Here is a 14,090-nt window from a genome sequence, read left to right on the forward strand (position 1 = left end):
CACCAGGGCGCGGGAGGATCAGTCCTCCCCGTCGCCTTTCTGTTCGGCGCGTTTCTTCAGCGCTGCGGTCATGCCTGCAACCGGGCTGAGTTCTTCGACACCGTCATCGGACTGCATCTTGGCGGCGCCTGGTCCCGGCACCGGTATGGCTTCCAGCGGCGCCTCCGGGTCGCCGGCTGTCGCCGTGAGCGGTGGGGTTTGCGGCTCGGAATGCCGGAACTCGACTGAGGGGGCTGCAGGTTCCTTGCGGCCCGGCGCGGGCGGGTCTGCTGCCTGATCCGCGGCAATAGCCCGGCGGAACACCATCACGTTGCGCCAGTTGGTGGTGGAGCCTGTCAGGCCGGAGCGTTCCTCGCTCGGCAGCAGCTCCGCCCGTTGGAACTCCCAGCCGTCCGCCGCCATTTCATTGAGCTGGATCTCCACCGAATTGGCAAAGCGGGCCTCAGGGGTCTTAACCCCCTTCGCCTTGGTGCCCTTGGCGGGCGCGGGGACAACTTTGTATTCAAAGGCTGGCATGCGGCTCTCCTGTCTTGAAGAGCAGGTTTAGCGGAAGAGGGCCGGGGGTCAAGGCGCGGGTTGTGCTTGCGGTCCCGCATCCGCCATAGGCTTCGTTCCGGAGCGAACAATTGCCGCTTGAGAGCCGCACCAATCGCGGGAATTCTAGGGGGCTGGATTGACGATACCGCAGGAGGAAACACCATGCAGACGCAGGTCGAGAAATTTGAGACGTTCAGGGCGCTGCACCAGCAGGGTGAAACCTTTGTCATGCCCAATGCGTGGGATGCGGGTTCGGCGGTGATACTGGCCGCGATGGGGTTTCGGGCGCTGGCGACAACCAGTGCAGGGTATGCATTTTCCGTGGCCAAGCGAGACTCATTTGCAGAGCTGTCGCGCGCTGAAGTCCTGCGGAATGCAGGGCAGATCGCCAATGCGGCGGAGCTGCCGGTGTCCGCCGATCTGGAGAATGGATTTGGGCATTTGCCTCAGGATTGTGCCGAGACCGTTATCGAGGCGGTGGAAACCGGAGCCGTTGGCGGGGCCATAGAAGATGCAACAGGGGAGGCGGAGCGCCCGATCTATGAGATCAGCGAGGCGGTGGACAGGATCTCTGCGGCCGTTGAAGCCGCCCGGGGGCGTCCTTTTCTGCTGACGGCGCGGGCTGAGAATTTTCTCTGGGGGCGGCCTGACCTGAAGGATACCATTCGCCGTCTGCAGGCATTTTCAGAGGCTGGGGCAGATGTGCTCTATGCGCCGGGGCTGCCGGACCTGGCCGCAGTCCGAACCCTGTGCTCGGAAGTGGACAAGCCAGTAAATGTTGTGGCGGGACTTCAGGGGGAGGTGCTGAACGTTGCAGAACTGTCTGAGGCCGGAGTGACGCGGATCAGCACCGGGGGCTCCTTGGCGCGGGCGGCCTTGGGGGCGCTGCGCCGTGCAGGCGAGGAAATCCTGCAAGAGGGGAGCTTTGCCTATGCTGCAAAGGCTTATCCGGGTGGTGAATTGGCCAGTTTGATGAGCAGGGGGCAAGCCTGATACGGACCCTGTGCCGGACCCGCTGCAGGCTGTGCTGCGCCCGGTGGCAGGGGTAGTGGCAGGGGAGAGGACTCAAAGAAGCGATTTTCGCACCCGCCTGAGACAGGCCGCGGCCCTCCGTGATTTGTCATCCCGAGTACACAGGAGGGAGGGCACAGGGGGGGGGGGCACGCATGTCACCCTCTTGGCTGGGTACAAAAAGGGCGCTCCGGTTTCACCCGTGCGGCGCCCTTTCCGTGTCCGGTTTCCGGGAGGGTTCAGCCGCCCAGTTTTTGTGCCACCAGCTTGTTCACGGCGGCGGGGTTGGCCTTGCCGCCGGTGGCTTTCATCACCTGGCCGACAAACCAGCCTGCCAGCTTCGGGTTCACCTTGGCCTTCTCCACCTGGGCCGGGTTGGCGGCGATGATCTCGTCCAGGGCGGTCTCGATGGCGCCGGTATCGGTCACCTGCTTCATGCCGCGCTCTTCGACGATCTGCGCCGGGTCGCCGCCTTCGGTGTAGACGATCTCGAACAGGTCCTTGGCGATCTTGCCCGAAATCGCGTCCGAGGCGATCAGGTCGATGATGCCGCCCAGCTGCGCCGGGGAGACCGGCGAGTCGGTGATGCTGTGGTCTTCTTTCTTCAGGCGGCCGAACAGCTCGTTGATGACCCAGTTGGCGGCCAGCTTGCCGCTGCGGCCCTGGGCGGTCTCTTCAAAGAAGGCCGCCGATTCCACATCGGCTGTCAGCACCGAGGCGTCATAGTCGCTGAGCCCGAAGTCCTTGATGAAACGCGCCTTCTTCTCGTCCGGCAGCTCCGGCAGATTGGCTTTGATCTCATCCACCCAGGCCTGTTCGATTTCCAGCGGCAGCAGGTCGGGGTCGGGGAAATAGCGGTAGTCATGCGCCTCTTCCTTGGAGCGCATGGAGCGGGTCTCGCCCTTGTCCGGATCGTACAGCCGGGTTTCCTGGTCGATCTTGCCGCCTGCTTCGATGATCGCAATCTGGCGGCGCGCCTCGACTTCGATGGCCTGCTGGATGAAGCGCATGGAATTCATGTTCTTGATCTCGCAGCGGGTGCCGAGGTGGCCGAAATCCTGGGTTTCCTGGTACTTCTCGTACTGGCCGGGCAGGCAGACCGAAACGTTCACGTCGGCGCGCAGGTTGCCGTTCTGCATGTTGCCGTCGCAGGTGCCCAAGTACTGCATGATCTGGCGCAGCTTGGCGATATAGGCGGCGGCTTCCTCCGGCCCGCGGATGTCGGGGCGGGAGACGATCTCCATCAGGCAGACGCCGGTGCGGTTGAGGTCGACAAAGGACATGTTGGGGTCCATGTCGTGGATCGATTTGCCCGCGTCCTGCTCCATGTGGATGCGCTCGACCCGCACGTTGCGCGCGGTGCCGTCGCCGAGTTCCACCAGCACTTCGCCCTCGCCCACGATAGGGTGGTACAGCTGCGAAATCTGATAGCCCTGCGGCAGGTCGGGATAGAAATAGTTCTTGCGGTCAAAGGCCGACCACAGGTTGATATCCGCCTTCAGGCCAAGCCCGGTGCGCACCGCCTGCTCAACGCAGAACTCGTTGATCACCGGCAGCATGCCGGGCATTGCTGCGTCCACGAAAGCCACGTTGGAGTTCGGTTCGGCGCCAAATTTGGTGGACGCGCCGGAGAACAGCTTGGACTTGGAACTGACCTGGGCATGCACCTCCATACCGATGACCAGTTCCCAGTCATGCTTGGCGCCCGCGATCACCTTGGGCTTGGGGAGTTCATATGTCAGGTCGAGCATGGTTTTCCGCCGTATCCGAATGTCCGATGTTGGCAAGCGTTCTAGGCCAGTGCGGCAGGGGGGGCAAGAGCCGCAAGGCGGGGAAAAGCAACAGGCGGCCTGAAATGGGGTTGGCTGCCTGACGGCCGGAGCAAATTGCGGAAGTGAGCGGCAGCCCCGACGAGCTGCCGCGTGGAGCACTTAGACTGCGGCCAGCCGCTGGCTGTTGCGGCGCAGGGCGCCGAGAGAAAACAGCTGGAAAGCGATGAACACCGGCACAAAGTATTCCGGGAACAAGGCAAGCGGGTAGGCATTGATGACGTTGGGGTTGTCGAAGGCCATGAACTGTAAAGCGCCTGCGGATGTCGCGATGCCAAGGCTGACGGCAATGGCAAAATCGAGCAGGCCGATATAGCTGGCGCGGCGCACCAGATCCTCGGCATTTGCATCGCCGCGGTTCAGGGCGCGCATGGCCTGGATCGCGGCAATGCCGGCCAGAATGTCACCAATGCCCGCAGGCAGAGCAAACTGCCAGGGCAGGGGGCCCATCAGCCAGCCCAGAAGAAACACGCTGCCCATCAGCCGGAGGCTTTGAATGCTGATCAATTCGGCGTGCCCCAAACTGCCGAGAATCGCCCGGCCGGTGACTGTCAGCCGGCCCAGCCCCCACAGGAAGGCTGCTCCGCCGATCAGGGGCATGAGGGCATATGGCGGATCGGTTACCGCCAAGGGCGGCATCAGGATCCCGGCTTTGGCTAGCAGGACGACCAACGGGTGCCAGAGCCCCAGGGCGACAGTCGCCACAGCCACAGCAGTAGCCGATTGCCGGAGCGGGAGGCCGGATTTGTAAGCTCCTATGCTGAGGATTCCTACGGCGAAGGCCGGAAGGATGACGGCGAAGGCCTGCACGTAGGCAGTTGCGAAAGTTTCGAACATGTCCTTGCTCCTGATAGCCCGGGTTTTGTTGGTTTCAATTTTGAAGTAACTATAAAATAGGTAGTGACTTCACATTTGAAAGCTTGCCCCTTACATTTTCATGTATGAGCCAGATAACACGCCAGAATTGCCCGGTGCTGAGGGCCTCGAATGTGATGGGGGATCAGTGGACTCTGCTGATCCTGCGCGAGTTCTTTCTGGAGGGGGGGCGCAGGTTCCAGGACTTGCAGGACATTCTGAAAGTGTCACCTAACACGTTGTCCGGGCGGTTGCGCAAGCTGGAAGACAGCGGTGTTCTGGAACGGCGGGCTTATTCGCAAAACCCACCGAGGTGGGAATACCACCTGACTGAGCGCGGTGAGGCGCTTGCGCCGGTCATGAGTGCGATCCGGGCCTGGGGGGAAGCGCATACTCCGGATCTGCCAGACGGATCCTAACGGTGGCGGCAACCGGCTGCCAGTTGCGCATTGTCCTCTTGGCGCGGCGCGGACAGGCGGCTAGAACTGGCAGTCCGAGCAGACCAACAGGAGGCCGCCTTGGACACTTCCGCCCGTATCGCCCAGACAATCGCCGCAGAAATCGGTGCCGCACCCAAACAGGTGACCGCCGCTGTCGGACTTTTGGATGAGGGCGCAACCGTTCCCTTTGTCGCGCGCTACCGCAAGGAAGTGACGGGCGGGCTGGATGATACCCAGCTGCGCACCCTGGCGGAACGGCTGGAGTACCTGCGCGAGCTGGAGAAGCGCCGGGCTGCGATCCTTGACTCGATCCAGGGACAGGACAAGCTGACCGATGATCTGATGGCCTCAATCGCCAAGGCGGAGACCAAAGCGCAGCTGGAGGACATCTATCTGCCGTACAAGCCCAAGCGGCGCACCAAGGCGATGATTGCCCGCGAAAACGGGCTGGAGCAGCTGGCAGATGCCATTCTGTCCGACCGCAGCGCTGATCCCGAGAAACTGGCCAGTGAGTATGTGACCGAGGCGGTCGCAACGGTGAAGGACGCGCTGAACGGGGCGCGGGACATTCTGACCGAGCGGTTGTGCGAGAATGCGCATTTGCTGGGGCGGTTGCGGGAGTTCCTGCAGAAAGAGGCGTTGCTGACCGCCAAGGTGATTGTGGGCAAGGAACAGGAAGGTGCCAAGTTTTCGGACTATTTTGCGCATACTGAACGCTGGGCGGATGTGCCCTCGCACCGGGCACTGGCGATGCTGCGCGGCGCAAACGAAGGTGTGCTGACGCTGGACGCGGGGCCGGAGCCGGAGGCGGGCGTGGTGCGCGCCGAGGCGATGGTGGCGGCGGTGCTGGAGGCGGGCGGCACCAGCCCGGGCGACAAATGGCTGCGCAAGGTGGCGGGCTGGACCTGGCGGGTGAAGCTGTCGCTGTCGATGATGCTGGAGCTGATGGGCGACCTGCGCGGACGGGCGCAGGAAGATGCCATCCAGGTTTTTGCGCGCAATCTCAAGGACCTGCTGTTTGCAGCGCCAGCCGGTGCGCGGCCGACACTCGGGCTGGACCCGGGCATCCGCACCGGCGTCAAGGCGGCGGTGGTGGATGCAACCGGGAAACTGGTGGCCACCGAAACGCTGTACCCGTTCCAGCCGAAGAACGATCTGCGCGGCGCGCAAGTGTCCATCGTCAAGCTGATCGCCGAGCACGGGGTTGAGCTGATCGCCATCGGCAACGGCACTGCCAGCCGCGAAACCGAACGGATGGTGGCAGAGGTGCTGAACCATCTGCCCGCCAAGGTGAAAGCGCCGACCAAGGTGGTGGTCAGTGAGGCGGGGGCCTCGGTTTATTCGGCCTCGGAACTGGCAGCGCGGGAGTTTCCGGATCTGGATGTGAGTTTGCGAGGTGCGGTGTCGATTGCCCGGCGCCTGCAGGATCCGCTGGCGGAATTGGTGAAGATCGAACCCAAAAGCATCGGAGTGGGCCAGTACCAGCACGATGTGGACCAGCATAAACTGTCGAAATCGCTGGAGGCGGTGATCGAGGATGCGGTGAACGGCGTGGGGGTGGACCTCAACATGGCGTCTGCGCCGCTGCTGGCGCATGTCTCGGGTCTTGGCCCCGGTCTGGCGGAGGCAATTGTGGCGCACCGCGATCTGAATGGCGCGTTCATGTCCCGCAAGGAACTGCTGAAGGTCGCGCGGCTGGGCCCCAAGGCGTTTGAGCAATGCGCCGGTTTTCTGCGCATCCGTGATGGCAAGGAACCGCTGGATGCGTCCTCGGTCCACCCCGAGGCCTATGACGTGGCGCGCAAGATCGTGGCGGCCTGCGGGCGCGATATCCGCCAGATCATGGGTGATGAGAACGCCCTCAAAGGGCTGCGGGCTGAAGATTTTGTCAGTGACAGTTTCGGTTTGCCCACCGTGCGGGACATTTTGCAAGAGCTGGAAAAGCCGGGCCGCGACCCGCGTCCTACTTTTGTGACGGCATCGTTCAAGGACGGGGTGGAGCAAATCACCGACCTGAAACCCGGCATGGTGCTGGAAGGCACCGTCACGAACGTGGCGGCCTTTGGCGCTTTTGTGGACATCGGCGTGCATCAGGACGGGCTGGTGCATGTCAGTCAGCTGGCCGACCGGTTTGTGAAGGACCCGCATGAGGTGGTGAAGACTGGCCAGGTGGTCAAGGTGACGGTCACCGAGGTTGATGTCCCGCGCAAGCGGATTGGTCTTACGATGAAGAAGGACGGCGGCGCCTCGGCCAAAGAAGACCGCAACGCGCGCGGCCCGGCCAAGGGCCCAGGCCCGCGCCGCGGCAGCAAGCCGGGCGGCCCTCAGGGCGGTAAGGGTAAGATGTCTGCGGGGCCGAAGGGCGGCGGGCAAGGCAGCCGCCAAGGCGCGGGCGCGTTGGGTGCGGCACTGATGGATGCCTTTAAGAAGAAGTAGAGCAGCGGGGCCTTGGCCCCGTTTTTCTCTTTCGAAAAGGCCGGTTATGCTAGGCTGAATTGCAGGCCCCGGTCGGTGAAGGCGATTTTTTGCCCGCCTTCGATTTCTTCGCGGAATTGACCGGCGATGGCGGCAAGCGCACCGGCATGGCCACGGGCTGCAAAGCGGTTGACAGAGCGGATGCGGGCGCTGTTGTCAAAGCCTTCGGCGGCATGCGCCCAGACCAGCGGATGCAGTTCTGTCAGGTGGTCGCGGATCAGCCAGTTCGCAGCCTCGGCAATCTTCAACCGCGGCAGGTCGGCTTGCAGAGTCTGCCCCAGGCTCTTGCGCAGCGAGACCGTGCAATAGGCGGCCAGCAGGTTGATCATCTCCTGCGAAGGGTTGGCTTTGACGATGTCCTTCAGCCCGTCGAGAAAGAACCGGGTGTCAACGCGGGCACAGGCCTGATCGTCGATGGCAATGGCGTCGAAGTAAACCCAGGTATAGCCGCCGGCCCCCCAGGTTTCTGCCGTGCGCGACGCGGTTCGGCGGGCCTCCAGTTCAAGGGCTGCGTAGGATCCGGACCAGCGTGGCAGCATATGGGTGCCGAGCGTGCGCATGTGCCGGTGGTTGCCAGGAGCAAGATCAATCAGGACGCCAAACTCGTCCGCCACCCGCTGCGCCCCGGCAGCGCGGCCAGCAAACAGCGCGCAATGTGCGGCTTTCAGGAATGGGCTGTCCCGGCACACGTTTACTAATGGATCCAGCAAGGCTGCAGCGCGGTCGAAATGGGCGGCGCAGCGGCGTTGGTTCGCCTGCGGCGCTGCATCGTGTCCCTCAGCCCCGCGCCAAGCCCAGCCGATGTCGATATGGGCAAGGGCGACCAGCGCTGTCAGATAGGGGTCATGGCGGTTCTCAGCCCGCAACGCCTCAAAAGCCATCAGGCCGCGGATCAATGTGCGGCTGCAGGCATCCTGGTCTTCTGTCAGCGCATGTTCGGTTGCGTTTACAACATCCGCCCTGGCACCATAAGCGATGAGGTCCGCCAGCGGCAGCCCGCAGCGAGCAGCGGCGCGGGTTTGATCTGCTTCACAGATTTGCCGGGACAGTTCGTCCCAGCGCTCCTGGCGGGCCAGAAACTGGCCGCGGTCCTGGGCCTGGATGCAATCCGGATCGCCCTGTTCGCTGCAGACCGGGATCGACAGGCTGTCTTCCAGGCGGCGGTTCAGCAGTTCCTCTACCGGGGCTGGGGGCGAAACAGGAACAGGAACAGGAACAAGAGTGGCGGCAGGCTTGGAGCGGTGGGAAACCAGACCTGAAATGCGGGACAGGAGATCCCGCGCCTGTCGAGAGGTTGTGAGCATTTGCGCTTCCTGATGAGTGGCAGCTTATTGTTGCTCACAATGTCGTCAGGCATTGGGGCGCAAAGATGGCGGCACTGGGGAAGTTAACGCCTCAATGGGAACATTCGAGGGGGAGAGCGGCGGTCTTGGCAGCTGATGCGCAAGTTCAAGGCCAGGGCCGTCAAAACGCAGTGAAATGATGACGTTCTGTCGTGATGCCGCGGGCCTGGAATTCGGCGTCCGCTTCGGCGTGCGGCGGGGTGGCCTCTTGCGGCAGGCGGATGCGTTTGCCGCTGCGCAGGATCAGCGTGGCGCGGACTGAGAAATCCCAGCGGGTGTCGAACCGTACCCGCTCGATTTCAGCCAGCTCTGCCTTGCCTGTTAGTTTTCCGGTGAACCACTTGATCCGGTTCTGGGAAATATTTAGCCCCGACAAAGGGTTGCGGATCAGATCTGCAATGGCCGGTAGGACCGGCAGGGTAAGCAGGGCCACTAGCCACAGGGCGGCATCCAGCACCAGCCACAGCACCACAAGCGTCACCAGCCAGCCCCCCGTTGCCAGTATGGCGGCGGCGGAGCGGCCCCGGCGGGAGAAGCTGTAGTCCTCCGCCGGGGCTGGTGCATCAGGCGTTTCAGGCATCCAGGATCCGGGTGACCATTTCATTGGTGTCGCGGCTGAGGCCCTCAGTTCCGGCAATCCGTGTCAGCTGGGCGCGGATCAGCGATTGGCGGCCCGCATCATAACGCTTCCAGGTCTGGAAGGCGGCGCACATGCGGGCGGTAGTCTGCGGGTTCAGCTTGTCCAGCGCAATGAGGTTCTCGGCCAGCAGCTGATAGCCTTCACCGCCGGCATGGTGGAAACCCGCGTGATTGCCCGCCAGTGCGCCCATAACCGCACGGAAGCGGTTGGGGTTCTTCATATCGAACAGCGCGTGCTTGGTGAGGGCTGCCGCCACAGCGGAGGTATTCTCCGGCGCGGCGCAGGCAATCTGCAGGGCAAACCACTTGTCCATCACCAGCCGGTTGTCCTGCCATTGGTCGAAGAAGGCCTGGCTTTGGGCTTCGCCTTTCTCGGCCTTCATCAGCGCGGCGAGGGCGGCGTATTGCTGAGTCATGTTGTCGGCGGCGGCATACTGGCGCGCTGCTTGCTCGCCGCCGTCGAGCCGAGTCAGCAGCGACAGGATGCGGCTGTTCAAAGCGCGTTTGCCGGCACTTTCGGCATCGGGGCTGTAAGCGCCTTCGACCGTGGTGGCGGCATAAAGCCGGGGCAGGCTGGTTTCCAGTTGCTGCGCCAGCGTCTGGGTAAAGGTCTCAGCCGCGTCGTAGATTTTCTGCGGGTCGGGGGTGAAGCCGCGCTCATGCAGGGTCTGGGCGATGTCGGCCTGGCTGGGCGGCGACAGCACCAGGGCGCGGAAGGCCGGGTCCTGCGCATCGTCGCGCACCAGTTTTTCCAGCGCGTCCAGATAGGCTGCATCGGGTGCCGCCCCGTCCAGCACCATGGCAACGCGGGTTTCCTTGGCCAGCGCATTGCCCGCTTCCCAGCGGTTGAACGGGTCGGTGTCATGGGCCAGTAGGAAAGCGCGCTCTGCGTTGTTGGTCTCACGCTCCAGGATCACCGGCGCGGAGAACTCGCGCAGGATCGAGGGCACGGGTTTGGAAGCGAGGCCGCCGAAAGTGAAGCTCTGCTTGGCTTCGGTCAGTTCCAGAACCTCGGTCGCGCGCGCCTCATCACCGTTGGGCGACAACAGGCCAACGGCCATCGGAATCACCCGAGGGGCCTTGTCCGGTTGGCCTGGCGTTGGCGGTGTCGACTGCTCAAACGTCAGCGAATATGTGCCGTCGGCGTAATCCTCGGAGACCTTCACCCGCGGGGTGCCGGCTTGGCTGTACCACAGCTTGAACTGGCTGAGGTCGCGGCCGGTGGCGTCTTCGAACACCTTCAGCCAGTCCTCGATGGTGCAGGCCTGGCCGTCGTGGCGCTCAAAATAGAGCTTCAGCGCCCTGTAGTAGTTGTCATCCCCCACCAGCCGCTTGAGCATCCCGATCACCTCTGCGCCTTTTTCATAGACGGTGGCGGTGTAGAAGTTGTTGATCTCCTGGAACTCCTCCGGGCGCGGCGGATGGGCGAGGGGGCCGTTGTCCTCAGGGAACTGCCGGGCGCGCAGCGTGATCACGTCGTCGATCCGCTTCACCGGCTCCGAGCGCATGTCGGCGGTGAACTGCGCATCGCGGAAAACCGTCAACCCTTCCTTCAGACAGAGCTGAAACCAGTCACGGCAAGTGATGCGGTTGCCGGTCCAGTTGTGAAAATACTCATGCGCGATGATGGCTTCAATACGTTCGAAATTGGCATCTGTGGAGGTCTCAGGCGACGCCAGAACGCAGGAAGAGTTGAAAATGTTCAATCCTTTGTTCTCCATTGCGCCCATGTTGAAGTCGTCCACAGCGACGATGTTGAACAGCTCCAGGTCGTATTCGAGGCCGTAGACGTCCTCGTCCCATTTCATGGACTTTTTCAGCGCCTCCATGCCAAAGGCGCATTTGTCCTCGTCACCGGGGCGGACCCAGATGTTCAGTTCGACCTCTTTGCCGGACCTGGTCGTGAAGCTGCCGGGGTGATTCACCAGATCGCCCGCCACCAGGGCAAACAGATAGGCCGGTTTCGGCCAGGGATCGTGCCATTCGGCCCAGCCTTCGCCCTGGCCCATGGGATTGCCGTTCGAGAGCATCACCGGTTCGTCGCCCTCGATCCGCACGGTGAAGGTGGACATCACGTCGGGGCGGTCGGGGTAATAGGTGATCTTGCGGAAACCCTCGGCCTCGCATTGGGTGCAATACATCCGGTTGGACATGTAAAGCCCCTCCAGCGCGGTGTTGCCGGCCGGGTTGATCTCCACCTCGGCCTCCCAGGTGAAGGGGGCGCCGGGCACGTCGCAGCTGAGGCCTTTGTCTGTCACTTCGGGTGAGATGTCCTGCCCGTCGATCCTGGCCGAGATCAGCTGCAGGTCTTCACCGTGCAGGAAGAAGGTCTTGTCCGCTGCGTCCGGTTTCGGGGCAAAGCGGATCCTGCTGAGGACGCGGGTGGTTTCCGGCGTCAGACGGAAGGTCAGGTGAACGCTTTCGACGTCATAGCCAAAGGGCGTGTAGTCTTTCAGGTAGAAGGTCTGGGGCGTGTCTTTGGCCATTCTCGCTCTCCTCTGCACTGCTTCTTTTCAGGTGTAGAGGATAGGGGCGGGACTGCAAGCGGATTGGCCGCAGAATAACGGGTTCAGAAGAATCCGCAGCACTTTCTTGAAAAACAAGAAATTGAGTTCGGTTTCAGAGGTAGGCTGTTTTGTTGCCGATCGGAAACTTCTCCCCTAGTTAAGGGGCAGCATACAGTGGTGTACCGTCCAAGGGAGCAAGTCATGAGCCGGGTCGAAAAGCAGGGAATTCAGGTTGCGCCGGAGCTGGCGGAGTTCATCGAGAAACAAGCGCTGCCGGGGACCGGTATCGAAGCCGAGGCGTTCTGGACCGGCCTGGCGGAGCTGGTGAACACATTCGGGCCGGAAAACCGCGCGCTGCTGGCCAAGCGGGAAGAGATCCAGGCCAAGATCGACGCCTGGCACATCGCCAATCGCGACAAACCGCATGACCATGAAGGCTACAAGACGTTCCTGACGGAGATCGGTTATCTGCTGCCTGAGGGCGGCGATTTCGAGATCGAGACCCAGAACGTCGACCCCGAGATCGCATCTGTGCCGGGGCCGCAGCTGGTGGTGCCGATCACCAACGCACGCTACGCGCTGAACGCGGCCAATGCGCGCTGGGGCAGCCTCTATGACGGGTTCTATGGCACTGATGCAATGGGCACCCCTGCGCCCAAGGGCGGCTACGACAGGGGCCGCGGCGCGCGGGTTGTGGCGCGGGCGCGGGTGTTTCTGGATGAGGCGTTTCCGATTGACGGCGCCAGCCACGCCGATGTGCGCCGTTACTATGTGCAGGACGGGCAACTGCTGATTGACGATCTGCCGCTGGCGCAGCCGGAGAAATTTGCAGGCTACCGCGGCAACCCCAAGGCGCCGGAGGCAGTTCTGCTGCGCAACAATGGTCTGCATGTGGAACTGGTGTTTGACCGTGCCCACGCAATCGGCGCCCGCGATCAGGCCGGGCTGGCCGATGTGCGGCTGGAAAGCGCGATGTCGGCGATCATGGATTGCGAGGATTCCGTCGCGTGCGTCGATGCCGCGGACAAGGTGCTGGCCTATTCCAACTGGCTGGGCCTGATGCGGGGCGACCTGGAGGCGGAGCTGGAGAAGGGCGGCAAGACCATCACCCGCCGCCTGAACCCGGACTTCGGCTACACTGCGCCGGATGGCTCGGCGCTGACCCTCAAGGGCCGCGCCCTGCTGTGGGTCCGCAATGTCGGCCATCTGATGACCAACCCGGCGGTGCTGGATCAGGACGGCAAGGAGGCCTATGAGGGCCTGCTGGATGCGCTGATCACCGTGGTGATCGCCAAGCACGACCTGAAGCGCGACGGCGGCAATTCGGCCCATGGCTCGGTCTATGTGGTGAAACCCAAGATGCACGGGCCGGAAGAAGTCGCCTTTGCCGATCGCATTTTCGGCAAGGTCGAAGATATTCTGGGCCTGCCGCGCCACACGGTGAAGATTGGCATCATGGACGAGGAGCGCCGCACTTCGGTCAACCTCAAGGAATGCATCCGCGCCGCCGAACACCGGGTGGCCTTTATCAACACCGGTTTCCTGGACCGTACCGGGGATGAGATCCACACCTCGATGGAGGCGGGGCCGTTCAGCCGCAAGGATTTCATCAAGCGCAAGGGCTGGATCGGCGCCTATGAGAACCTGAATGTCGATATCGGCCTGGAGTGCGGGCTGTCAGGGAAGGCGCAGATCGGCAAGGGCATGTGGGCGATGCCGGACATGATGGCGGCGATGATCGAACAGAAGATCGAGCATCCGAAATCCGGCGCCAACTGTGCCTGGGTGCCCAGCCCGACGGCCGCAACCCTGCATGCGCTGCATTACCACAAGGTGGATGTGTTTGCGGTGCAGGAACGGCTCAAGGCAGGCGGCCGCCGCGCCCATGTGGACGGCATCTTGGAAATCCCGCTGGCCACCTACCGCAAGTGGACTCCGCGCCAGATTTCGCGTGAGGTGGACAACAATGCGCAGGGCATCCTCGGATATGTGGTGCGCTGGGTGGATCAGGGCGTCGGCTGCTCAAAGGTGCCGGACATCAACGATGTCGGCCTGATGGAGGACCGCGCCACCTGCCGGATTTCGGCCCAGCACATCACCAATTGGCTGCATCATGGGGTTGTCACTGAAGACGAGGTGATGGGTTCCCTGCGCAAGATGGCCAAAGTGGTGGATGAGCAGAACCGTGGCGACAACACCTATCGCGCGATGGCGCCGGGGTTTGACACCATTGCCTTTCAGGCGGCCTGCGATCTGGTGTTCAAGGGGCGGGTGCAGCCCTCAGGCTATACCGAGCCGGTGCTGCACGCCCGCCGGCTGGAACTGAAGGCGCAGGAAGCTGCTGGCTGACCGCGGCAAACCGACCGGATGAAACAGTTTCCCCGCAAAAAGGGGTAGTCAAAGGGGGCCTTTTGGCCTCCTTTTCTGTTCCGCAACGCCACGCAAACGGAAGGA

The 14,090-nt window shown here is 62.8% G+C and carries 10 protein-coding genes; 4 read left to right on the forward strand and 6 right to left on the reverse strand.

The window, feature by feature from the left end:
• Positions 1-18 precede the first annotated feature (18 nt).
• Positions 19-516: a DUF4177 domain-containing protein gene (locus tag AQUI_RS0115750; RefSeq protein WP_027258361.1), complete on the reverse strand. Its 498-nt coding sequence runs from the start codon at positions 514-516 to the stop codon at positions 19-21.
• Positions 517-699: 183 nt separating this feature from the next.
• Here AQUI_RS0115750 and AQUI_RS0115755 point away from each other — a divergent pair, with 183 nt between their 5' ends.
• A complete protein-coding gene (locus tag AQUI_RS0115755) occupies positions 700-1,530 on the forward strand; it encodes an isocitrate lyase/PEP mutase family protein (protein ID WP_027258362.1) in 831 nt (276 codons plus the stop codon).
• 257 nt (positions 1,531-1,787) lie between these two features.
• Here the strand turns inward: AQUI_RS0115755 and gatB are convergent, their stop codons facing one another.
• Both gatB and AQUI_RS0115765 read right to left on the reverse strand, forming a co-directional pair.
• Positions 1,788-3,299: an Asp-tRNA(Asn)/Glu-tRNA(Gln) amidotransferase subunit GatB gene (gatB, locus tag AQUI_RS0115760; protein WP_027258363.1), complete on the reverse strand. Its 1,512-nt coding sequence runs from the start codon at positions 3,297-3,299 to the stop codon at positions 1,788-1,790.
• Between the two features lie 180 nt (positions 3,300-3,479).
• A complete protein-coding gene (locus tag AQUI_RS0115765; protein WP_027258364.1) occupies positions 3,480-4,214 on the reverse strand; it encodes a hypothetical protein in 735 nt (244 codons plus the stop codon).
• Between the two features lie 104 nt (positions 4,215-4,318).
• On the opposite strand from AQUI_RS0115765, the gene AQUI_RS28170 reads away from it, so the two are divergent.
• Both AQUI_RS28170 and AQUI_RS0115775 read left to right on the forward strand, forming a co-directional pair.
• Positions 4,319-4,651, forward strand: a complete 333-nt coding sequence (locus AQUI_RS28170) for a winged helix-turn-helix transcriptional regulator (RefSeq protein WP_035920032.1) — start codon at positions 4,319-4,321, stop codon at positions 4,649-4,651.
• A gap of 99 nt (positions 4,652-4,750) precedes the next feature.
• Complete coding sequence (locus AQUI_RS0115775) at positions 4,751-7,108, forward strand: Tex family protein (protein WP_027258365.1); 2,358 nt, start codon at positions 4,751-4,753, stop codon at positions 7,106-7,108.
• 44 nt (positions 7,109-7,152) lie between these two features.
• Here the strand turns inward: AQUI_RS0115775 and AQUI_RS0115780 are convergent, their stop codons facing one another.
• The 3 genes from AQUI_RS0115780 to pepN all read right to left on the reverse strand — a co-directional run bounded on the left by AQUI_RS0115780 (position 7,153) and on the right by pepN (position 11,615).
• Positions 7,153-8,451 carry a hypothetical protein gene (locus AQUI_RS0115780; RefSeq protein WP_027258366.1) on the reverse strand — a complete coding sequence of 433 codons (1,299 nt, stop codon included), beginning with the start codon at positions 8,449-8,451 and terminating at the stop codon, positions 7,153-7,155.
• A gap of 160 nt (positions 8,452-8,611) precedes the next feature.
• The gene (locus tag AQUI_RS0115785) at positions 8,612-9,070 is read right to left on the reverse strand and encodes a hypothetical protein (RefSeq protein WP_027258367.1); all 459 of its coding nucleotides are present in this window, start codon (positions 9,068-9,070) and stop codon (positions 8,612-8,614) included.
• Positions 9,063-11,615 carry an aminopeptidase N gene (gene pepN / locus AQUI_RS0115790; RefSeq protein ID WP_027258368.1) on the reverse strand — a complete coding sequence of 851 codons (2,553 nt, stop codon included), beginning with the start codon at positions 11,613-11,615 and terminating at the stop codon, positions 9,063-9,065. The genes AQUI_RS0115785 and pepN overlap by 8 nt, the downstream gene beginning before the upstream one ends.
• Before the next feature lie 222 nt (positions 11,616-11,837).
• Between pepN and AQUI_RS0115795 the strand changes: the two genes are divergently transcribed.
• Positions 11,838-13,985 (forward strand): malate synthase G, encoded by a 2,148-nt coding sequence (locus AQUI_RS0115795; protein WP_027258369.1) that lies wholly within the window; start codon positions 11,838-11,840, stop codon positions 13,983-13,985.
• Positions 13,986-14,090: the final 105 nt, after the last annotated feature.

The sequence above is a fragment of the Leisingera aquimarina DSM 24565 genome (genome assembly GCF_000473165.1).
Taxonomy (GTDB): Bacteria; Pseudomonadota; Alphaproteobacteria; order Rhodobacterales; family Rhodobacteraceae; genus Leisingera; species Leisingera aquimarina.

Bases quoted from the DNA above. Each gene is read 5' to 3' on its own strand.
- AQUI_RS0115750 (WP_027258361.1), bottom strand. From the start codon at position 516: ATGCCAGCCTTTGAATACAAAGTTGTCCCCGCGCCCGCCAAGGGCACC.
- AQUI_RS0115755 (WP_027258362.1), top strand. From the start codon at position 700: ATGCAGACGCAGGTCGAGAAATTTGAGACGTTCAGGGCGCTGCACCAG.
- gatB (WP_027258363.1), bottom strand. From the start codon at position 3,299: ATGCTCGACCTGACATATGAACTCCCCAAGCCCAAGGTGATCGCGGGC.
- AQUI_RS0115765 (WP_027258364.1), bottom strand. From the start codon at position 4,214: ATGTTCGAAACTTTCGCAACTGCCTACGTGCAGGCCTTCGCCGTCATC.
- AQUI_RS28170 (WP_035920032.1), top strand. From the start codon at position 4,319: ATGAGCCAGATAACACGCCAGAATTGCCCGGTGCTGAGGGCCTCGAAT.
- AQUI_RS0115780 (WP_027258366.1), bottom strand. From the start codon at position 8,451: ATGCTCACAACCTCTCGACAGGCGCGGGATCTCCTGTCCCGCATTTCA.
- AQUI_RS0115785 (WP_027258367.1), bottom strand. From the start codon at position 9,070: ATGCCTGAAACGCCTGATGCACCAGCCCCGGCGGAGGACTACAGCTTC.
- pepN (WP_027258368.1), bottom strand. From the start codon at position 11,615: ATGGCCAAAGACACGCCCCAGACCTTCTACCTGAAAGACTACACGCCC.
- AQUI_RS0115795 (WP_027258369.1), top strand. From the start codon at position 11,838: ATGAGCCGGGTCGAAAAGCAGGGAATTCAGGTTGCGCCGGAGCTGGCG.